At 43.4% G+C, this 21,194-nt stretch carries 19 protein-coding genes; 7 read left to right on the top strand and 12 right to left on the bottom strand.

Annotated features, from left to right (window positions below; translation table 11 throughout):
- The first annotated feature begins 2 nt into the window (after positions 1-2).
- Positions 3-584 (top strand): flavodoxin family protein, encoded by a 582-nt coding sequence (locus DK188_RS03150; protein WP_111669314.1) that lies wholly within the window; start codon positions 3-5, stop codon positions 582-584.
- A 129-nt stretch (positions 585-713) separates the two neighbouring features.
- On the opposite strand, the gene DK188_RS03145 is transcribed toward DK188_RS03150, so the two are convergent.
- The 7 genes from DK188_RS03145 to gltX all read right to left on the bottom strand — a co-directional run bounded on the left by DK188_RS03145 (position 714) and on the right by gltX (position 10,322).
- Complete coding sequence (locus DK188_RS03145; RefSeq protein WP_111669313.1) at positions 714-1,775, bottom strand: aminotransferase class V-fold PLP-dependent enzyme; 1,062 nt, start codon at positions 1,773-1,775, stop codon at positions 714-716.
- The gene (aroQ, locus tag DK188_RS03140; protein WP_111669312.1) at positions 1,772-2,200 is read right to left on the bottom strand and encodes a type II 3-dehydroquinate dehydratase; all 429 of its coding nucleotides are present in this window, start codon (positions 2,198-2,200) and stop codon (positions 1,772-1,774) included. The genes DK188_RS03145 and aroQ overlap by 4 nt, the downstream gene beginning before the upstream one ends.
- 188 nt (positions 2,201-2,388) lie before the next feature.
- Positions 2,389-3,039, bottom strand: a complete 651-nt coding sequence (locus DK188_RS03135) for an outer membrane beta-barrel protein (protein ID WP_111669311.1) — start codon at positions 3,037-3,039, stop codon at positions 2,389-2,391.
- Between the two features lie 32 nt (positions 3,040-3,071).
- On the bottom strand, positions 3,072-5,825 hold the full coding sequence (locus DK188_RS03130) for a TonB-dependent receptor (RefSeq protein WP_111669310.1): 2,754 nt from the start codon (positions 5,823-5,825) through the stop codon (positions 3,072-3,074).
- Between the two features lie 45 nt (positions 5,826-5,870).
- Positions 5,871-8,510, bottom strand: a complete 2,640-nt coding sequence (locus tag DK188_RS03125) for a carboxypeptidase regulatory-like domain-containing protein (RefSeq protein ID WP_157963152.1) — start codon at positions 8,508-8,510, stop codon at positions 5,871-5,873.
- An 83-nt stretch (positions 8,511-8,593) separates the two neighbouring features.
- Complete coding sequence (locus DK188_RS03120) at positions 8,594-8,782, bottom strand: hypothetical protein (RefSeq protein ID WP_111669308.1); 189 nt, start codon at positions 8,780-8,782, stop codon at positions 8,594-8,596.
- 1 nt (position 8,783) lies between these two features.
- Positions 8,784-10,322 (bottom strand): glutamate--tRNA ligase, encoded by a 1,539-nt coding sequence (gltX, locus tag DK188_RS03115; RefSeq protein ID WP_111669307.1) that lies wholly within the window; start codon positions 10,320-10,322, stop codon positions 8,784-8,786.
- Between the two features lie 251 nt (positions 10,323-10,573).
- Here gltX and DK188_RS03110 point away from each other — a divergent pair, with 251 nt between their 5' ends.
- Positions 10,574-11,098 (top strand): hypothetical protein, encoded by a 525-nt coding sequence (locus DK188_RS03110; protein WP_111669306.1) that lies wholly within the window; start codon positions 10,574-10,576, stop codon positions 11,096-11,098.
- A gap of 98 nt (positions 11,099-11,196) precedes the next feature.
- Here the strand turns inward: DK188_RS03110 and DK188_RS03105 are convergent, their stop codons facing one another.
- The gene (locus tag DK188_RS03105) at positions 11,197-12,321 is read right to left on the bottom strand and encodes an App1 family protein (RefSeq protein WP_111669305.1); all 1,125 of its coding nucleotides are present in this window, start codon (positions 12,319-12,321) and stop codon (positions 11,197-11,199) included.
- Positions 12,322-12,502: 181 nt separating this feature from the next.
- Here DK188_RS03105 and DK188_RS03100 point away from each other — a divergent pair, with 181 nt between their 5' ends.
- Positions 12,503-12,883: a hypothetical protein gene (locus DK188_RS03100; protein WP_111669304.1), complete on the top strand. Its 381-nt coding sequence runs from the start codon at positions 12,503-12,505 to the stop codon at positions 12,881-12,883.
- Here the strand turns inward: DK188_RS03100 and DK188_RS03095 are convergent.
- Both DK188_RS03095 and DK188_RS03090 read right to left on the bottom strand, forming a co-directional pair.
- The gene (locus tag DK188_RS03095) at positions 12,880-13,824 is read right to left on the bottom strand and encodes a pyridoxal-phosphate dependent enzyme (RefSeq protein WP_111669303.1); all 945 of its coding nucleotides are present in this window, start codon (positions 13,822-13,824) and stop codon (positions 12,880-12,882) included. The two genes, DK188_RS03100 and DK188_RS03095, sit on opposite strands and share 4 nt — an antisense overlap.
- 225 nt (positions 13,825-14,049) lie before the next feature.
- Complete coding sequence (locus DK188_RS03090) at positions 14,050-14,535, bottom strand: peptide deformylase (protein ID WP_111669302.1); 486 nt, start codon at positions 14,533-14,535, stop codon at positions 14,050-14,052.
- 227 nt (positions 14,536-14,762) lie between these two features.
- On the opposite strand from DK188_RS03090, the gene DK188_RS03085 reads away from it, so the two are divergent.
- Positions 14,763-16,676 (top strand): ABC-F family ATP-binding cassette domain-containing protein, encoded by a 1,914-nt coding sequence (locus DK188_RS03085; protein WP_111669301.1) that lies wholly within the window; start codon positions 14,763-14,765, stop codon positions 16,674-16,676.
- 189 nt (positions 16,677-16,865) lie between these two features.
- Here DK188_RS03085 and DK188_RS03075 read toward each other — a convergent pair whose 3' ends face one another.
- Both DK188_RS03075 and DK188_RS03070 read right to left on the bottom strand, forming a co-directional pair.
- Positions 16,866-17,240: a GxxExxY protein gene (locus DK188_RS03075; protein ID WP_111669299.1), complete on the bottom strand. Its 375-nt coding sequence runs from the start codon at positions 17,238-17,240 to the stop codon at positions 16,866-16,868.
- 109 nt (positions 17,241-17,349) lie between these two features.
- A complete protein-coding gene (locus tag DK188_RS03070; RefSeq protein WP_111669298.1) occupies positions 17,350-18,066 on the bottom strand; it encodes a DNA alkylation repair protein in 717 nt (238 codons plus the stop codon).
- Between the two features lie 97 nt (positions 18,067-18,163).
- Between DK188_RS03070 and DK188_RS03065 the strand changes: the two genes are divergently transcribed.
- The 3 genes from DK188_RS03065 to DK188_RS03055 all read left to right on the top strand — a co-directional run bounded on the left by DK188_RS03065 (position 18,164) and on the right by DK188_RS03055 (position 21,187).
- Positions 18,164-20,182, top strand: coding sequence for an ATP-binding protein (locus DK188_RS03065; protein ID WP_111669297.1), 2,019 nt, complete (start codon positions 18,164-18,166; stop codon positions 20,180-20,182).
- Entirely contained in the window at positions 20,175-20,807 is a 633-nt protein-coding gene (locus DK188_RS03060) for a response regulator (protein ID WP_111669296.1), read from the top strand. The genes DK188_RS03065 and DK188_RS03060 overlap by 8 nt, the downstream gene beginning before the upstream one ends.
- 104 nt (positions 20,808-20,911) lie before the next feature.
- A complete protein-coding gene (locus DK188_RS03055; protein ID WP_111669295.1) occupies positions 20,912-21,187 on the top strand; it encodes a hypothetical protein in 276 nt (91 codons plus the stop codon).
- Positions 21,188-21,194: the final 7 nt, after the last annotated feature.

Raw genomic sequence — 21,194 nt, 5'->3', positions numbered from 1 at the left:
TTATGAAAATATTAACTTTTTTTATTTCCTTTTTGATTGGGCTTGTATTCAGTTCTTTTTCTCAAGAATTGCCGATAGTCCTTATCACTTATTATTCCCAATCCGGAAATACTGAACAGCTGGCCCAATCAGTTGCTGAAGGAGCTAAATCAATTGAAAAAGTTGAGGTAAGACTTTTACCCATCGAGCAAGTAAAGGAAAGCGACCTTTTAGAGGCTTCTGCAATCATTGTAGGTTCACCAGTTTACAATGCCAACATTGCTCCGGCTGTCCAGGAGTTTATCAATTCTTGGCCATTTGAAGGAAGTCCTATGAAAAACAAGATTGGAGCGGCATTTTCTACTGGTGGAGGAGTATCAATCGGGGAGGAACTGGTTATGCTGAATATCCTGCATTCCATGTTGATTTATGGGATGATTGTAGCTGGAGGCGAGGAAACTGAGGCTGCTTTTGGAGCATCTGCAGTGACCGGGGAAGGGCCTTTTGAAGGTGAAAATATAGATGAATTATTCCTCAGAAAAGGATTTGGCCTTGGAAGCCGAGTGGCAAAATTAGTGCTGTCCCATTCGTCTAGATTAGAATAAAGATTGAATCTGATCTCTCAAAAGCTTCCCAATTCTTAAAAAAACACCCTCCTAAAAGTGGCAAGTTTAGGAGGTGTTTCAAAAGCGTTTCAAGGTCAAGTTTACTCAGCGCCCAAATGCTTTTTAACCTTAAGCTTTATAATTCTTCAAAAACTCAATCAATCGGTCAAACTCCGCATCCGTGATCGCCGGGAAATTTGCAATTCGGAAACTGGTTGGCTTCAAAGGTCCATACCCACTGCCCAGCTGCATCCCTTCTTTTTCAGCTGCTTTTTTCACTGCTGAGATCAACTCTTCAGATCCGGATACGGCCATCACGGTGGTACTTCGAGTTTGATCATTGGAGACCAGCATGCTAAATTTCTCAGACTGGGCGATGGTGTTTCCCAGTTTTCTCATCCGATTCCGAAGGATGGCATCCACGTGCTGAATTTCTTCCATATCCTGTAAGACTCGATTGAGCAAATAAATCCCCAGTACATTAGGAGTATAATGTGTCTGGTAGCCGGCAGCATTTTCCAGCATAAAGCTCAGACTGTTGTATCTGCCTTTTTCCCCTTTTCGCTCAGCTTTTTCGACTGCTTTTGGAGAGATGATCAATAAACCAAGTCCCGCTGGCAAGCCAAAACACTTCTGCACCGAAGCATACCAAATATCCGCTAGCGCAAAGTTTAATTCAATCCCACCCATACTTGAAGTGGTATCCACCGCGATCATCTTTTCTGGAAATTTCTCGGCAATAGCTTCAATTACCGACATGGGAACTTGAGTGGCATTGGCTGTCTCATTTTGGGTAATTCCGATCAGGTCATACGATTCGCCGATTTCGAGCCCAGACACATCGATGGCCTGATTGGCTTCCAGCTTCAATGCATTGGTCCCTGGAATGATGTGTTTGGCATAATCCAGCCACTTCTTCCCAAAAGAACCCGAATAGAGGTGAAAGCTAGCCTGTTCGACGATGGATTGAGAAATTATTTCCCAGCTCTCTGTAGCAGAGGAAGTGAACAGCAACTTGTAATCCTCCGGCATATGAAGCTTCTCACGCATGAGCTGCTCAGTCTCCTGATAGAGTTTCATAAAAGCCCCACTGCGGTGGTTGGCACTGAGGATTCCGTGATTGTAAGCATCCTGCAAATATTGAGGAAGCGCGTCATAGACCTTGGATGGTCCTGGAGCAAATGTGATCATAGGTCTGGAGAATTGAGAAAATAGAGGACACCAAGCTCGTAGCCTTTCAGGCCAAGACCAGAGATCATGCCCACACAGGATTTGGAAATGATGCTTTTGTGACGAAACTCTTCACGCTTGTAAATATTGGAAATATGCACTTCCAATGTCGGGGTGGTGACACCTGATAGCGCGTCCGATATCGCTACTGAAGTATGGGTGTAGCCTCCCGCATTGAGTAGAATGGCGTCAAAACTGAACCCCACCTCATGAATCTTATTGATCAATTCCCCCTCCACATTACTCTGAAAGTATTGAAGCTCCACTTGCGGAAATCGTCTCTGAAGGTTCTCAAAATAATCCTCAAACGTCTCAGATCCGTAAATTTCCGGCTCCCGCTTTCCGAGCAGGTTCAGGTTGGGTCCGTTGATGATCTGAATTTTCATGTGTTTTTTATTTATTTTTTATGGCTACCTAAGTCTCGCCGATTTTTCATCGGGCTAATCCCGCAAGCCAGATCTTTACCCAGCCAAATCCTACTGTTTTCATGTTCAACATGGATTTTAATAGGTTTTAGGGCTTTGTGTCAAAGTTAAGTAGTCAACTTGAGCATGCAACACCGGGTGAATGAACTTTAAAACTTCTTTTCTGTAATTCTAAAAAGATAGGCTATTGTAAACTCGAGATTGGTGGAGCTCATGTCATAAATCCTGTCTTGATTCTCGGGATTGGTGAAATCGTAGGCAAATCTGACTTCGCCGGAAATTGTGCTTTTTCCAAATAGCTTGGAAATTCCAGCACCTGCAGTGATCCCATACATCAATTGATTGGGCGAGTCATCGGGCCCTCCATAGGTTGGAATCTCAGGAGGACTGGCATCATTGAATCCCCGAGCAATATCTTTTGCCTGAAGCAAATACCCCAAATGCGGGCCAAATTTGATCTGAAACCGCCCGGATCTTCCCGCAAAAAAACTGGCCAATACCGGTACCTTCAGGTAAGAAAATTCCGTCTGGTTCACCTGCTCCAACTGGTTAATCTGTCTGAATCCAAGCGTAATGTGCTGCAGATTCAGTTCTATTCCAGCGTTTTTGGAATTAAAATATTCAGCTACAAAGGCAAAGGTCGGAGCACCGATTCCATCTACAGACCGACTCCGAGTAGAGGCCAAAGGCTGATAGCTATACGAAGATGTGGCATATCCTCCTCTAATTCCTACACTCAACTGGGCTAGAGCCCCCAATGGAAGTAGTAGAAGAAAGGAAAAAACGAGAAATTTTTGCATCCTCAAATTTAACCGAATCCTAGTCAATAGACCTATTTCTGATTGAGGATAAACGTCCCGACGATCACCTCACCATCGATTCCCAATCCCCGCACTTCGACTGCTACAGGACCCTCGGAATCATTGGTGTAAAATGAAAAGCTTACGGTTCCTTTCTCATCTACAATTAGAAAAGGATTCCAATACAGGGTTTGCCGGTCATCTTTTTCTACTTTTTCGGTGATCTGCTCGTAGTCCACAGGGACAAAGTTACCTGTAGGTTGATACCCATGTACTACAAACTCTTTGATCCCAGGCTGTCCTGCCAAGCCATCCATTCCCTGATCCAGATTGTCTTTGAGGTACACGGCAATGATTCCGTTTCTTCCCTGATCTCCCAGCATTGGAGCCATTCGGGTGACTACCTCCACACGATCAATATCAAATGGATTGATGCCTCTGAGATTATCAGCCGCATTGGAGGCCCCGGAAGCACCCATGATCGCACCATTCAGCATGACCAGCGGCTCCATGCTACCAGTTCCTGAGACCGATCCACCTCTGATTCGGATTTGCTGCTGACCTGTAGCCCCTACAGTCGTCACGCGCATACTTGGAACATTGCCTGCCAGACTATTTACCAAGTCTGAATTTACTCCAGTTTTAGTAAGATCTTCTCCTGGTACCACAAAATCCGGATTCCCGTAGATGGCTTGTTTTCCAGTGGGTTTGGACTCTTTTTCTTCCACTACTTCCTCTTCGATTTCACGGATTCTCACTGGATTAGCTAGCGTGATAAATCTTGGGAAATAGGCATCTGCCGGCAAAGCAATCGGTGCTTTGAGCGGAGTGGAAAGGTCGATTTTAAGTGGTTTTCCTTTTTTGTCTGAAGCCGAAAAAGCCAACTTCATTGGGCCATAAAACTCCATTTCCTCCATGGAGAAGGTTCCGTCATTTTTCGATTCCATATCTATCATTCCCTGAAAATCATTGACAAAAGCAGTGACTTCTGCTGACGTACCTTTGCCCTTGTCATCGGTGACTATTCCGGAGAGATTCAGGCTTTTTTCGACCGGATAAGAAAAACGATCCAAGCCCAAGCTTTCCGGTACTCCCTGCAAATCAAGGACCTGCCCCATCTCTACAGTTCTTTTGACAGGCACCACTTGTCTCACATCCCATACGCCTACAGAAAGAGTAGCAGGAATAGCCTGTCCTTTTGCGTTGCTTACGTTCAGCGTGACAGTCACTTTCTCTCGCGGTCCAAATTGGGCTTTATCCGCTTTGATCGCTGCTCCTTGATTAGCCCACGAGGTAAACGTCTCCTCTGGAGCGATCCGCTTGTATGGGTCTAGAATACTGATGGGTTGGAGAAAATACTGATTGGGGCCGTAGTTTCGCATCCAGTTAGTGTAAGCACGGATGAAATATTTCTCCTCAGACAATGAATCCGGGAGATAAAAATCCCCTACGACGATTCCGTCTCGAATCTGGAATTTTTTCTCGATGACCATATCCCGTTCGCCGCTGATAAGCTCTACATGCAGCACCTTGCTGAGCTCATCGCGCAGATAAGGGTTGCCATACGCAAAATAGCCTTTGAAAAAGACCTGATCACCGGCATAGTAATAGGGTTTGTCTGTATGGAGATAGACTTTTTCCTGATAATTTTTAGCAGTTTTGGCCAGATCCTGCAGCAGGATTGCCTTCTCGGCATTGTAATCCAACGGCAGCAAGTTGGAGATTCGCTTGCGATCCATATCGCCGGAAAACACCAAATCCTGTGGGTTCATGACCATTCCGTTTTCACGGACTTTTACCTTGCCTCCATTCACTTCGAGCCATGAGATGGGATAGGGTGCATCTTTGTAGGTATTTGCTTGCGCAAAACCCTTTTGGTAATGAATTTCTATCCGCCCTTTGAGATTGATAAAGAATTGACCGGGAGGACTGGTAGGAGTCACGAGCGGGTCCGCCTTGTACTCCACTACGGATTTACCCAGTTCATTTGCAAAAATATCACTCCGCATATTGCTGCTGGCTGACCCGCCGGCTTTATCTCCATAGAGGTAGAAACCTTCTCGCTCCTGAGTGCCATTGAGGATGGAGCGGAACATATTCATCGGTGATTTTTTGTAGATATCTGCGCGATTTTTTTCCCAAGTTGTTTTCTCTGCCTCCGAAACAGGCTTCATTTCTTCAAATCTCGCGGCTCCGACAATTCTGTAATTCGTCGGAGAATCAAAAAACTCATTGAGGTTAAACGTAACCTTGTAGCCCAAAAAACGATTTTCTATTTCGATGGGAAGATCCGATTTTGCCGTAAAAGCACCCTTTTCCGTCGCTACGGGAAAGTCAATCACCCATGGATTCATGATTTGAGTTTTGGCCGCCGCATCATCGATTCCAATGAAAAGATTTTTAAACTTGTTTAAATCTCGTTCCCAAGATTTATCTCTAGATGCTTTAATCTCCACATCAGTCAGTTCGGTCGCAAAGGGCTTCATATCCAGATTGACCGTCAGTGTTCCCCCGGGATTAAGGGTTACTTTTCGAGTTTCAGCGACGTAACCCATGAAGGAAAACCCCACTTCCAAGGATCCAGGCTCCAGACCCGAAAGGACGAATTTCCCATCCATATCCGTGACGGTTGAGATCGTGGTGTTATTGATGAATACATTGCAAAAAGGTAACGTTTCACCAGTTTCTGCATCTTTTACCATTCCGATGATGGAGCCAGATTGTGCATGCGCCACGTTGGCAAGTAGCCAAAAGGTGAATAGAAAAAAAAGTGTCCTTCGTTTCATAAACTAGTGGGTTGGTTTAGCGAATGTAAATATTCAATTTTTGACTCATTTTTCCTTGGTAGGCGTATCGTTGATCAGAAAGGTCCCATGCAGCGGTTCTCCCAAGTCAGAAATTCCTCTGATCTCTACCCATATCGGCCCTGATTGCTCATTCAGCTGAAATTCTATCAACTGTGTCATACTTGATTCTTCTGTGATCAGGTAAGGATTCCAATACAGGGTTGGCTTATACGGGTCCAAAAAGGGGAAATCTGCCCGATATTTTTCAATTTCCACAAAGGAATGATCCATCGGATAGCCGTCAAACCTAAATATCGTATAGTTATTCATGTTGGCTTCCATCGCTTTAGTACGATCAAGCCCAGACTTAAGGATGATTGAAATAAGGCCATTTCTACCTTGATCTCCGTATTGCGGCACCAATCTGCGGATGATCTCTACCCGCTCAATGGATAGTACATCCAAATTGCTGATCACATCATAAGCTGTCTGTCCTCCTCCCGTTCCTCCAAAAGTTCCTCCGCTTGGGGAATTAACTGGTGCTCCATTGATCAAAACCAAAGGCTCTCCTCCCCGAAATCGAACTGACGGAGGAGTACCATAGACAGTCATTCCTGGCACTTGAGCTGCCAATTGATATAAAAATTGAATGGGTGTACCGTTTAAAAAAATATCTTCCGTCTTGACAACCCTATCCGGCTGTCCATAAATCATCGGGCCAATGGAAATCTCACGCTTATCTTCGATGATCGCTTCTTCCATGAGGATTTCACCAAATTCCATATCCCGGAGAGGTTCAATATCTTCAGCGGGCTGAATTCCCCTTGGCACAACAGCTGTGAATCCAGAAAACTCAGGTAGCTCCTCGACCGGGTAAGTGTTGATCGCCAAGCTGATATTGCGCACAGGTCGTGCATCGCGATCTGTAGCCTGTAAGGCTATTTCAAACTGACCATCAAAATTGGATGACGGCAATTCAAAATTCCCCAATTTGTCTGTGCCAAGCGTCCTGACATCGGTGTAGCCATTGATAAACGCTTTCATGCTGCCTGAAACTGCCTGCCCTCCGATATCCAAAAGTTGTCCTTTTAAAGTAAATCCGGTTTCTGGATGTTGGGGAAACTCTTCGATCGGTCTTTTTGCGACTTTGGGTTGAAAACTCTCTTCCATGCTTTTCGCCTCCGGAATCGCCACCGCCTGATTGAGATCCAACACCGTCACAGAAAGGTTGGCATTGATTGGATTACCTGCAGCATTGAAGGCCATCACATTGAGCTTGACTTTTTCACCTCCTTCATAGGATTGCTTGTCAGAGAAAACACCGATTCCCATTGCCCTTTCATTGATTTCGGTGACTGCGGGCTCGTATTGGTGTCCGAGGATCTGAATAGGCTGGAAAAAATCAGCCTCGCGGAAATTTTGTCCCCAGGCAGTATACGCTCGGAGGATAAAATTACCTGACTCCTGATCCGGCAGGGAAAGGTGTCCGGAAGAGACCCCTGCATTAATCTTAAAAACCCGATGCATCAAGACATACCCCCCACTGTCCAGCAGCTCCACATGAAGTACTTTACTCAGTTCTTCTGCCATCAGTGGATTACCGTAATTCAGGTATGCTTTGAAGTAAAGCATCTCTCCCGGCCAATAGTGCCTGCGATCCGTATGGACAAAGATTCGCTCCTGCATGGTCTCAGCAGTCTTTTCCAAATTGGCCAGTTTGATCAGCTTATCGGCATTGAAGTTGGTGGGAATTCCATCGATTGGATTCATTTCAGTGAAAGCCCCGGTGAGCAGCAGTTCTTCGGCGTTTACTGGAGCTCCATTAAATTTGACCGCCAGTTTTTCCCCTCTGTATTCCAATTGCCCTTTTTTCCCACTAGGAAGATTGACTGAAAGGGGTTTCGCAAAACTCAAAAGGTAATCACCCGAATAGTCCGCGAAGGAAACTTCCGGATTGGGATCGGCTTCAAAACTTTCCGATACTCCCGTCATCAAATCAGAGAGGTATTTCTGTGGAGATTCTTGGTAGACTTCCATCCGTCGCTTTCTCCAAGCCGGCTCCTTCACCGGTTCTGTTGGCAACTCGAAGTAACTGTATTCAGCCTTAATTTTTTCCACCGAACCAAGTGAAAAAGGCTGGAAATAGGTTGAAACCAAATAGCCTGTTTCATTATTCGAGAAAAAAATCGGCCCAATCGAGTGGACTCTGAAGCTTTTGTCCTCCAGCTTTTCAAAAACCAGTTTATCAGTATTCAGCAGGCCAATTTCCCGTTTTTTGAAATCTGCACCGACAAATGCCTCCATCACCTGATCCATCAATTTGGCTGGAGGGCCTTTGGAAAATACCTCTCCAATAGGATCCCCCTTTCCAGATTGGTTTAGCTTGACCTCAATGTTTTTTGGAATTCCTGCTTTCAGCACAAGGGGTAGCCGATGCGCATTCCATCCATGTCCCCACACTTGAATCTCCCATTTTCCTTCGGGAATTCCTGTGATCAAAAAACGTCCGGAAGAATCCGAGAACGCCTGAAAAGTCGTGTTTGGAATAAAAATATGAACATCCTGAACTGGCATTCCAGAGGCGTCATCCGTGACTTTTCCCGCAATGCGGGAGGTCTGACTCAACCCAAGGACTGACTGAAAGCAGAAGAAAAGTAGGCCAATAAATTTGAAATTCTTACTCACTGAAATAAAGGTAAAAGGTACCCAAGTATATAAAAAAAGCTCCAATCTGGAGCTCTTAGTTTTATTTTTTAACATTCGGAATATTACTCTTCAGTTTTCAAATCATCCCGATCTTTTAGTTTTTTATCCTCTACGTTTTTGTTGAGAAACTCATTGATCTTGTCAATCGGAAAACTGGAGGAAATCTCTCCGAAGGAGTTGATTTCCATCTTGAATCCTTTCAGCTCATCGTGAACCCGAGGTTCGTCTTCTTTTTTCTTTCGCTTTGCCATATTATGCTACTACTTTCAATGTGCTTAACGCAAATCGGATTCTTTTGGCCACTTCAGCCGGACCTAAGATAGCAAAAACCACCATTAAATCCGGACCGGCACCGGAACCGGTCACTGCCAGGCGAACCGCCTGCATCACTTTTCCCAATTTAATTCCTTCAGCTTCCGCAGTAGTTTCCAGCAATCCTTTTGCAGAAACAGCATCAAAATCACCGCTAAAGGTATCGAGTGCAACTGCATATTCTCCAAGTAATTTTGCGGCATCCGCATTCCACTTTTTGGAGGCTACCTCTTCATCAAAACCAGTCGGGGCGATAACAATAAACTTACTTTCCTTCCAGAGATCTGCTGGGAAAGTCACGCGCTCTCGGATGAGGTTGACAATATCCTCAGCTTTTTCCGAAGGAATTTCAGCTCCATCCGCTTTTGCGCCAGCAATAAGATAATCAATCAATTCACCTGTAGATTTTGCTCGCAGATATTGCTCATTGTACCACTTGGCTTTGGCGATGTCGAATTTCGTCCCTGACTTGCCGATTCGCTCCACGGAAAAGGCTTCCACCAATTCCTCAAGCGTAAAAAGCTCTCTTTCGTCGCCTGGATTCCAACCGAGAAAAGCGAGAAAATTCAAGAACCCTTCCGGCAAATAGCCTTGCTCTCGGAACCCTGAGGACTTTTCTCCGGTGAAAGGATCTGTCCAATCCAATGGAAAAACAGGGAATCCCAACTTATCTCCGTCCCGCTTGGAAAGCTTTCCATTACCGTCCGGCTTCAGCAAAAGCGGCAAATGCGCAAACTGAGGCATGGTAGCCTCCCAGCCAAAATATCTGTACAACAACACGTGCAGCGGTGCAGATGGAAGCCATTCCTCCCCACGAATCACATGTGTGATTTTCATCAGGTGATCATCGACAATATTAGCCAAATGGTAGGTCGGCATGCCGTCTGACTTCATCAGAACCTTGTCATCCAATGTACTGGAATTCACCATCACCCAGCCTCGAATCATGTCATTGAGACGGACATCTTCATTGCGAGGGATTTTGATACGGATCACATAAGGATCACCGGACTCCAGTCGCGACTTCACCTCATCTTCGGAAAGCGTGAGGGAGTTTTTCATTTGAGTTCGGGTGATGCTGTTGTATTGCGGTTGAACTACTCGGGCTGCAGTGAGTCGCTCACGCATCGCTTCGAGTTCTTCCGAAGTGTCAAATGCATAATAGGCATGGCCTTTTTCGACCAAATCAAGCGCATACTGCATGTACATCGGCTTGCGCTCAGACTGACGGTATGGGCCGCAGTCACCCGGATTCCAAGGGCTTTCCACAGGGGAAATCCCCAACCATTCCAGGGATTCCTTGATGTAATCTTCTGCTCCGGGCACGAAGCGGGTCTGATCGGTATCTTCGATGCGGAGGAGAAACTTTCCTCCCATTTTTTTGGCAAAAAGGTAATTGTAAAGGGCGGTGCGGACGCCGCCAATATGCAATGCTCCGGTAGGAGATGGAGCAAATCGTACGCGAACTTCTCTGTTCATGGATGTCTTATTCTCAGCTAAAAACCCGCAAATATGGGTTTTGGTTTGGCAAAATCAGGGGGCAAAGATAGGGAAATGTGGGGGAATGGGAGATCAAAAAAGGGAAAGTATAAATGTTGGGAAAGCAAATCCATCACCTAAAAGAACTATTTGAAATTTTATCTTCTGATTTTATAAGTATTTTTAACTATTTCTTTCCTCCTTATATACAGATTGCTTCAATCTCCGTATGATCAAAAAATATCTCGCCAATGATTTTCCTAAAAGTAATCCTTGCTAGTTTTTTCCTGACCGGAGGTTCGGTTATACAGGAGAAGGGTCCAAATGAATACGATTTAATCAATTTCTTGGCCTGCAATCTCACTTATGAATCGCTAGGTAAGAACTTGATCAGCTGGAGAAATAACTCCTATGAAAGTTTAAATCCGATCAACTCGAAATCAAGACTGGATGAAAGTTTCGATATGAATCAGATTTTTAATGAGGATCAAAGAAATAAAATCGATGAATTTTTGAATTCAAATCATCCATCAAAAATGGATGCTGATTCTATTAACTGTAAAATAGAATTTGAAGATGCAACAGAATTTGTCGCCAAAAAGGTAATTTTTTCTTATTCCTATCCAATTATTTCGGAGGGTATCGACAAAGAAATCTACGGGATAATCCTTGAAAGTGAGGTGTTTGAAATTAATTATACGCTAAGGCTAAAGGTATTTAAAAAGCAAAACGAGTCCTGGGATTTAGTCTATCAGGAGGACTTGGCATTTTCATAACAACTTAAACATAGTAAGAGGCGGTCTAGAAAATTGAGATAGCCTATTAATATTTTAAACCCTCTTTAAATAACAAAATTGAGCTCGCAATTCTGAACTTAGTCCTTCTCATCCTCCTCCTTCTGATCCTTAATTTTTTCAGTGTCACTTGGCAAAATCCATCCTTTGGAAAGTGAATGTGCTGCGGCTTCGTTGGTGTCTTTGACCATGACTAATTCCACATTCTGACCCTGAAACTCAGCCGCTAAATTCGAAAGATCTGCACCCGAAACATCCCGAATGTAAACCGCCAAGATTCTCCCGGGATGGGTTTTCACCACTTCAAGGTAAATCTGCGGATCCTTTTGCCCGCTATCCCCAATCAAGATAAATGACAAGTCCTGAAACACATTTAAAATATGATTGATCTGCTTCAGCTTGTGAACTTCATGACTTCCGGCGATAAACTGATCCCTTGATAAACCAAGATCCCGAAGCATCAGCGGACCTTTGGGAATCCGATGTGCGTCAAGAAACTCCATGAGGAAATCGTAAATATTCCAAGGACTGCTGGACACGTAAAAAATCGGATTGCTGATAATTTGATCCCTACCCTTTCTCAGCGCATCGTAGAATTCGGATACTCCTGCAAAAGGAATCCGAGTGTGCGCATTTTGGGTAAAAGTCACTTTCAGCATTTCCCACATTCGCATTGCCCCTGTGGTCAGGATCGTGTCGTCGATGTCTGAAATAATCCCAAAATCTGGATTGGCGACAGGAAAGTAAACTTTCCCGATGGCATTTACCTCGGTAGCTCGTCCGAGTAAATCATGAAGCAATCGCAATCGGATGGGCTGCCATCCTTGGTGGATTTCCAAGTCATCAAGTGGAAGTATGATTTCAAAATATCCTTCTTCGTCCGTGGTGACTTTGATGGTTTTACCTTGGAACTCTCCCTCCACCTGCACTCCGGGAAATACGATCGTAAAAAAGCGTTTTCTCATTTTTTGGAAATTCCTCCAAAAACGATCTTCAGGCGCAGAGGCCTGGATATCTCGATCTGCTAAAACTCTTCCCGCGAGATATAGCTCCTTTCCATTGCCATATCCTGCATAAGGTTGGATTTGTACCTTTTTCACAAATCCGACTTTCACCCAAACCCATAGCTTAAGCCTGGAAACTTGCTGTTTCAAAAAATAGAGTGTGGGAAGAATGCTGAAACGGGAAGATGAATTGGTAGCCATCGTGACAAAATTAGGCTTTAATTGGAGGCATAAAAGTTGAAATCAATCTTTTGAAAAATCGTAAAATGATAAAAGTTGCAGCTACGATTAAAACTTTAAAATTTGCAGATAGAAAAAATTAGAAACATGAAATAAGCCCAACTTTCAACTATTTTGACCTTAGTTTTTAGCTTCCTAACAAATGGCAAAAACCTTCCAAAAACTCATTCTTTTCTTTCCATCTTTCCTCTTATTTCAATTGGTTTTATCCGGTCTATCGGCATTGATCCATCCAATAGTAAACTCAAGAACTCTTAATCTTGAAGGATGGGTTGACCAATTCTTTACTTTTTATTTTATGGGGTTGTGGTTTGGCTTTGCGTATTATCCTGTTTTTTATGGATTTTTCATTTTTTCCCAAAAACTGATTAAACCAAGTTGGCAACTACTAATTCATATCTTAATCGCATTAGTCTATATTTTCTTCTTTGGAAATAATTTTGGAGGCTTTTTCATTTTAGGGATTCCTCTGCTCACTACAACATCCCTGAATTACTTTATATTAAAAAGAGTCTTTGATTAAAACGGCAACTTACCCAAATCCACATTTCCACCTGAAAGGATAATACCAACTTTTTTACCTGCAAACCGATCTTTATTTGCTAGCAAAGCGGCCAAGGGAACCGCACAGGAAGGCTCGATTACGATCTTCATCCGCTCATAGACCAAACGCATAGCTTCAATGGTTTGTGGATCAGTCGCCAGCAAAACGTCATCGACATAGCGCTGCATGAGCTCAAAATTGAGTTTCCCAACCGAAGTCAGCAATCCATCCGCAATCGTATTTGTAGTCGTATGCGAAATAATGTACCCGGCATGGAAGGAACGATACGCATCATCCGCTCCGGTGGGTTCGCCGGCAATAACTTGAATACTTGGATTCAAGTAATGTGCTGTCAACGCTGTTCCGCCAAGGAGTCCGCCACCTCCAACAGGAGCAATGACAATTTCCAGATCAGGTTGATCTTCCAGCAGCTCCAGTGCGCAAGTGGCTTGCCCTTCGATCACATCCCAGTGATCAAAAGGAGGAATAAAAACTGCACCAGTTCGCTCCACGACTGATTCAAGGGTGGTTTCACGTGCTTTGAGTGTGGGTTCGCACTCGATGATTTCTCCTCCATACCCTTTAACTGCTTTCTTTTTGATCTCGGGCGCATTGGAAGGCATGACGATGTAGGATGGAATTCCCGCCACACTTGCTGCACGAGCTAGGGCAGCAGCATGATTTCCGGAAGAATGCGTCGCCACACCTTTTGCCCTTTCTTCAGGGCTCAGTTTCATGACCGCATTGGCAGCTCCACGAGCTTTGAAAGCTCCTACTTTCTGGAAGTTTTCGCACTTGAAAAAGATCTCACAACCTGCAATTTCATTGATGGCAGTAGAGGTAAGAATAGGCGTTCGGTGAATAAAAGGCTGGATGCGGTCATGCGCCGCTCGGATATCGGAGAGGGAAGGGAAATTCATGAATCAAAGATATGAGAAGTGAAATACAATGGAAATATTGTAGAAATAGACTTTGCTTCGCAAGGTGAAATAGGGCCAAATTGAAGATTCAGAACTTGAATCGGCTCAAAATCTTTGAAAAATCAGGGAAATGCGGCTCATTTTTACTTTGATTTGAGCCGAATGCCTACTATTTCACCCGACGAAGTCGGGTTTATTTCTACTGTATTTCAACAGTATTTCATTTTAATCTTTCCACCGAAAACTCTTCTCATCTATCGCCCGCATCGTACACAGAATCCCGTCAAGATGATCAAATTCATGCTGGATCAGTTCAGAAATCGGGCCTTCCACAGTCCAGCTTTGTTTTTCCCAGTTTTCATCTCGGTATTCCAACGTCAGCGATTGGTGGCGCTTAACATTCACCAATAGATTCGGGAAACTCATGCAGTCGTCCCAAAGCTCGAATTTTTCATCGCTCAGGTTTTTCAACTCCGGATTCAAAATAATGTAGGGCCGATCCAGATTCAGGTAAAACATCCGCTTCATAATGCCCAACTGCGGTGCGGCAATTCCTCTCCCAAACCCGTAAACTCGTCGGATATCTTCCATGGCTTCATGGAGTTGTTTGGTCCATTCAGGAACCAACGGAAGGTCAGTTTTTAGCACGGGTTCACAGACTTCGTAAAGTCTCGGATCACCGAGTTTAAGAATGTCGTGGATGGTTTTCATGAGTTAAAAATAATGGTTGAAAGGTGATTTTAGCGGAGAAACAGTTAAGAAACAGATGGTAATACTGTTGAAATATACCTCGCTACGCTCGGTGAAATGTGCTTCGGGAAATATTTCGTCCGACGAAGGAGGACTTATTTCAAATGTATTTCTATGTATTTCCTATATCCCATATTTCATTCTTTTCAAATACCAAGTAATAGCCCTATTTCCCTTACTTTTGCCCCATGAATTACCTTTCAGTTGAGAATCTCAGTAAGGCTTTCGGGGAACGGAAGCTTTTTTCAAATATATCCTTTGGCATTTCCCAAGGTCAAAAAATAGCTTTAGTAGGCATCAACGGAGCAGGAAAGTCCACTTTGATGAAAATCATCATGGGTCAGGAAATCGCTGACACCGGACAAGTCGGCATCAATCAGTCCGTAAAAATCGCTTATGTGCATCAAAATCCGGTTTTTGAAGGTTCGCTCAGCATCTACCAAACCATCTTTGACCAAAGCAACAGCGAAATCCTAAAAGTGATTGAGGACTACCACAAGGCCTTGTTGGATTCAGAGCGTGGCATCGACAACTCGGAAAAGATGTCTGATCTTTTTGAGAAAATGGATGCGTTCCAAGCTTGGGATTTTGAATATCAAGTAAAGGAGGTCTTGGGAAAACTTGGCCTGCATGATACTGATTTACCAGTCGGTACGCTCTCCGGTGGACAGCGCAAACGAGTGGCTTTGGCGAAAGCCATCCTAGAGAAACCTGATTTGCTTTTGCTTGACGAACCAACCAACCACCTGGATTTGGAGACGATCGAGTGGCTGGAGGATTATTTAGCCAAAGCCAACCTTTCACTTTTCATGGTCACTCACGACCGATACTTTTTGGAAAAAGTCACCAATGAAATCCTCGAACTCGATCAGGGCAAAATCCACCGCTACCAAGGCAATTATGGCTATTTCTTAGACAAGAAAGCCGAGCGGATGCAAAACGAAGACATCGAGATCGAAAAGGCAAAGAGCCTTTATAAGAAGGAATTGGACTGGATTCGTCGTCAACCCAAGGCCCGTGGCACCAAGGCCAAATACCGGGTAGATGCATTTGAGGAAACTAAGGAAAAAGCCTTCACCAAGCGCGAAGAGCGAGATATTGAGTTGACTGTTTCAACACAGCGACTTGGAAATAAGATTCTGGAAATCGACAAAATCTCCAAAGCCTATGGAGATAAGACCCTAGTTAAGGATTTCTCCTACATCTTCAGAAAAAAAGATCGCGTCGGAATCGTCGGACCCAATGGTGCCGGAAAGACCACTTTTCTCCAGATGATCACTGGTCTAAACCAACCTGATGCAGGTAAAATCTCGGTGGGTCAAACGACCGCTTATGGCTATTACCGACAGGAAGAAGACCGATTCGATGAGGAAAAGCGCCTGATCGATGTGGTCAAAGAAGTAGCCGAAGTGGTAGTGCTGGACAAGGGTCAGACGATTACGGTAAGCCAATTTTTGACCCAGTTTGGCTTTCCTCCCAAGCAGCAATTCACTCCGATCGCCAAAATGAGCGGTGGCGAGCGAAGACGTCTTCAGCTCCTGATGGTGTTGATCAAGAATCCTAACTTCCTTATTCTCGATGAACCTACGAATGATCTGGATCTGATGACCCTAAACATCTTGGAGGAATTCTTGGACACCTTTCCAGGCTGCCTGATCATCGTATCTCACGATAGATATTTCATGGATCGCTTGGTCGAGCACTTGTTTGTATTTGAAGGAGAGGGAAAAATCCGTGATTTCCCGGGGAATTATACCGATTTCAGGGAGTGGGAAAAGGAATACAGTAGCAAGTATCAAGATGTTAGTACCAAGACTTCCGAACAACGGATCGAGAAACAAGAAACGAGAACCGAAAAGCAAGAATCTGCTCCAAAGGTTAAAGCAAGCTTTAAGCAAAAGCAGGAGTTCAAGACCGTAACCGGGACAATGGCCAAATTGGAGGCAGAAAAGTCCAAAATATCAGATGAAATAACAGCTGGAATTTCCGATGTCAACCAGTTGATGACCAAATCCAACCGCCTTCAGGCCATCGACAAAGAACACGAAGAACTGGAATTGACTTGGCTGGAATTGAGTGAATTGGATGGGATTGAAGATTGAGGTATTTCTCGCAAAGTCGCGGAGGCGCAAAGAGAAAAATCCTAGCACCTTTCCGTTTTGCGAGGTTTCTTTTTGGGCTGGTAACGATGAGGCTGTTTTCAAAAAAAACTTAGCTCTGACAAAAGGCTCGGAATTGCAAAGAGAAAAAATCTTAGCGTCTTTCCGACTTTGCGAGAAATCTATAGAATGCTAAAGATAATTTACAACTCTAGTAATTCCGTCTTTAATCAAGGCTTCATTGAAATTGACTAGCAAACCTAGTTTTAGACCAGTTAGCCTCAAATAAGTAAGTGTTTGTTTTTTATGCACAGGTTCAATTTTCGAGACCGACTTGATTTCAATTAATACACAATCTTCAACGATTAAATCTGCTCTAAATCCTTGCTCCATTTCAATGTCTTGCCAAACTATTGGTATTGGGAATTGCCTTTTCACCTTAAAGCCTTGTTGAGATAATTCATAATAAAGGACCTCCTCATAGACTGATTCAAGTAATCCGGGACCAAGTCCGACATGAATTTGGAAACAGGTGTTGACGATGATTTTAGAAAGATAGTTTTCCATTCCTTAAGAAAAATAATTTTAAAAAACTGATTTACAGAAATATATTAATTTTTGGGATAGCTTAAAAAGATCAAAACTTGCTGTTTTGGTGCCTTAGTGGCAAAACACCTTAAACCCTTCCCTTCAAAAAATCCTGCCGTAAATCCTCTGGAAACTTCTCAATCGCATACCGTAAAGCTGTCCGTGGCATGGTGGAGTAGTGCCTTTTCAAAAACTCATATTCCACTTCAAAATCCCGCTTCCCGATCTCCCGAAGCATCCAGCCGACTGCCTTATGCATCAGGTCATGGGGATGGTTTTTCAGTTTTTCGGCCAATCGCAAAGCATCTGCATAATCGTCTTTTTTTATCCAATGGTAGCTACTGATCATCGCAACCCGCTGCGGCCAGAGCTCTCCACAATCTGCCAATTCATAAAAAAGTGATTTGTCTTTCTTGTGATAAAAAGCCCCTAAAATCTGATGGCAAGAACTATCCACCAAATCCCAGTTATTGACAAACTGAAGATGGCTTAAATAAAAGTTCACAATTTCCTTTCGATCTGATTCTGATTTCAGTTTTTCAAATCGATACACCAGCATCATCAAAGCCGTCAACCGGACTTCATGAAAAGGATTTTGAAGCATTTCGGAGGTTTCATCCAGCGAAATATCACGAAAATAGGTCTTTGCAATTTTGCGCTGCTCTGGAACAACAACCCCCATGAACTGATCTCCCTCCTCATATCCTCCTGGTAGGGATTTAAAAAAACCAGGGAAAAAAGATGCCTTTTCAGCAGATGCTGAATTCTTCAGGTCCTGAATAATAAAACTTACTAATTCACTCATGGACACAAATTAAACTTCAATCACCCATTCGGCAAACTTGTACGGTATATCAGAAAAATGCGCAGAATGAAATGCCCGTTTATTGATATCTTTAGGCATGGCTAAGTGGATTACATTTTCTTTTTTTCTACTCTTTTTTACAGCGGTTTTTTTCCAAGGATTTTCTCAAACAAGAGACAGTCTCGAGCGAATTTTAACTAAGGATGGCCTTTCTCAGGCAGATGAGCTAGAAACCCTTGAAGCTCTGTACAGCGAAATCCCTGGTGAGGACTCCCTGTCAGGAGTGTATCTACGAAGAATCTTGGATTTGGTCAGGACGGGAAAAGACTATGAGAAATTAGCCAAATGGGCGATTGCATTTTATAGTTCCTATGCTCCGGGGACAAATTCCTATCAAGAAAAAGTCGCAATTCTGTTAGATGCCATTCAGTATGAATCTCAGCTGAAGGATTCTCTTATCAAAGGGAACCTATACCTTAAGCTTGGCGGAGCATTTTTCAACCAATATGATTACGATTCGGCAATTTATTATTACCAGCAATCGATTAAGAGATTTGGCAAATCTGACTCTATCTATATCGCTGATGCTACTTTTTTTACAGGGCAGGCGTTTGATTACCAAGGAGACCTGCTCCAGGCCATGGATACGTATCAAAAAGCAAGTAATATCTACGAACGCCTCGGTGATCAAGAATATGTAAATTTTGTACTCGGAGGCATGGCAATATTATTCAGCAGATATGGAATCTATGATGAAGCTTTTGAAATCAGACAAAAACTGATCGAATATCATCTAAAGGAGAACAAAAACTACGAAGCCGCCATTCAGCTTTACAATCAAGCGGAGGATTTCAGAAAACAGCAAAAAATTGATCGGCAATTTGAATTTCTCAAACGGGCAGAATCCCTCATGCCCTTCGGGGAGGAACACAATTATTTCAGCGCTGTTTACAACCTATCCTGGGCCAATTATTTCGGAGAACAAAACAACCTATCCAAACAGCTAGACTACTATCAAAAGGCCAAGACCTATTTTTCGGATTTGCCGATTTTCAGTACCGAAAATCCAAACCGACTCTTTGCGGAAGCGCTCATTGAGAAAAACAGGAATAACCCAACCAAAGCAACTTTGCTGGCGGAAGAATATATGAAGGCAGCTATTGACTCAAAAGACTTGGATCATATCCTGCGCGGCTACACGCTTTTGGCAGAAACTTATGCAGATCAAGGGCGAGCTCAAGACGGTTTTCGCGTTCTGTCACGGTTAAACCAGTTTAAGGACTCCGTTATATCCGCCAATCAATCCGCCACTTTTGCTTACTATCAAACCCTCTATGAGACAGAAAAAAAGGAACGCGAAATCTTGAATAAAACGCAAGAACTGGAAGAAAATAGAGCAAAGTCAGCATCAAGGACACGTTGGTTTATCGGGATAATCTCTGTGGTGATCGTATCAGCAGTAGGTGCATTTCTTTGGAAAAACCTTCAGCAGGCTAAAAAAGAAAAAGCACTTCAGCAAACCTTCTCCAGACAGCTCCTCACCAACCAAGAAGAGGAACGCCTTCGTATTTCCAAAGACCTTCACGACGGACTGGGTCAAAGTCTTCTCTTGATCAAAAACCGAGTGGCGCTCCGACAGGATGAAAGCACTGGTCAAATGCTGGATTCGGCAATTTCGGAACTCAGGGCGATCGCCCGATCTCTCCACCCAATGCAGCTCGAGAAGCTGGGGATTTCCAAAGCTACCGAACAGCTCTTGGAGCAGATTGACAAGGAAACGGATCTGTTTGTTAGTTCAGAAATCGATGACATCAAAGGCAAACTAAATAAGGAACACGAGCTTCACCTTTATCGTATCCTTCAGGAATGCTTGAATAACATCCTAAAGCATGCTGAAGCCGCTGCAATCCGGGTCATTCTACGAGAAACAGACAAAAAAATTAGCCTCATAATCGAGGACAATGGTAAGGGTTTTGACTTCTCAGAGCGGTATCAGGATTTCCAAAGTCTTGGTCTCAAAACCCTAAAAGAAAGAACTGCTGCAATACAGGGAATCATGAAAGTCAGCAGTGAAAAAGGAAAAGGAAGTCAATTTACATTTACTGTCCATGTCTGAAAAAACCACTATAGTCATCGCTGATGATCATCCGATTTTACTTAAAGGACTCAGTGATTTTTTAAATGATTTGGGACTGAAAATTCTTGACACAGCCTCAAACGGTATCCATCTCCTCGAAAAGATCAAAATCCATAGACCGGATATTGTCTTAATGGACATGGAAATGCCCGGTATGACTGGATTGGAAGTGGCAGAGCAAATGAACCGTCAGGGACTGGAATCAAAGAAAATTTTGCTCACGCTCCACAAAGAGCTATTTCTTCTTCAAAAAGCAAAAGAGCTACAGTTTTCAGGCTACATCTTAAAAGAATTTGCACTTACAGAACTTTCTTCTGCACTAGAAATAATAAAAAAAGGCGGCAGTTATTTCAGTGAAAAAATCTGGGAGGGGAGCAAAAACCCCATCGAGTCACCTGTTTTTGAACCACTTACTCCCTCAGAAATAAAAATCCTAAGATTGATCGCAGAAGGGTACGCGACTCGTGAGATCGCGGATAAACTTTTTATATCTGAGCGAACTGTCGAGAAACACCGAAGTAATATGATCACCAAGCTGGATCTGGAAAAAAAACATAATTCCCTTCTGCTTTGGGCGCAACGAAATCGCGAAATCATAGGGTAAACGTCAATTTAGCCCGTTTGAAAATAGAAAATACGTATTTCTACGTATTGAGAGCGGTCTGCTAAATCTATAATTTTAACCTGTAATCAAACTTATTTTTGAGTATGAAAATTTCATCGTTAAGCGGTTCCTTTAAAATCATTCAGACTGTTAAGAATCAAGATGAGCTTTTAGTATTGGGGACTTGGGCTGATCTGGTAAAAATTTTCGACAGCAAAAGAACCTTTTGTATTGATAAAAAAGAAAGTCTGTTTGGAATCTATCTATGCAAGCAAGAATGCTTGGAACTCATGAGCTTCCTCATCCAAAATATCGATTACCACGAATGGGAAGATTTTAAGATAGAAAGTCCCGCCTTTGCTCAACAATTTCTGGCTTAAAGACGAC

The organism is Algoriphagus litoralis, from assembly GCF_003259255.1.
Lineage (GTDB): Bacteria > Bacteroidota > Bacteroidia > Cytophagales > Cyclobacteriaceae > Algoriphagus > Algoriphagus litoralis.
The sequence above is the reverse complement of the archived record's forward strand: the minus strand, read 5'-3'. Positions and strand labels throughout refer to the sequence as shown.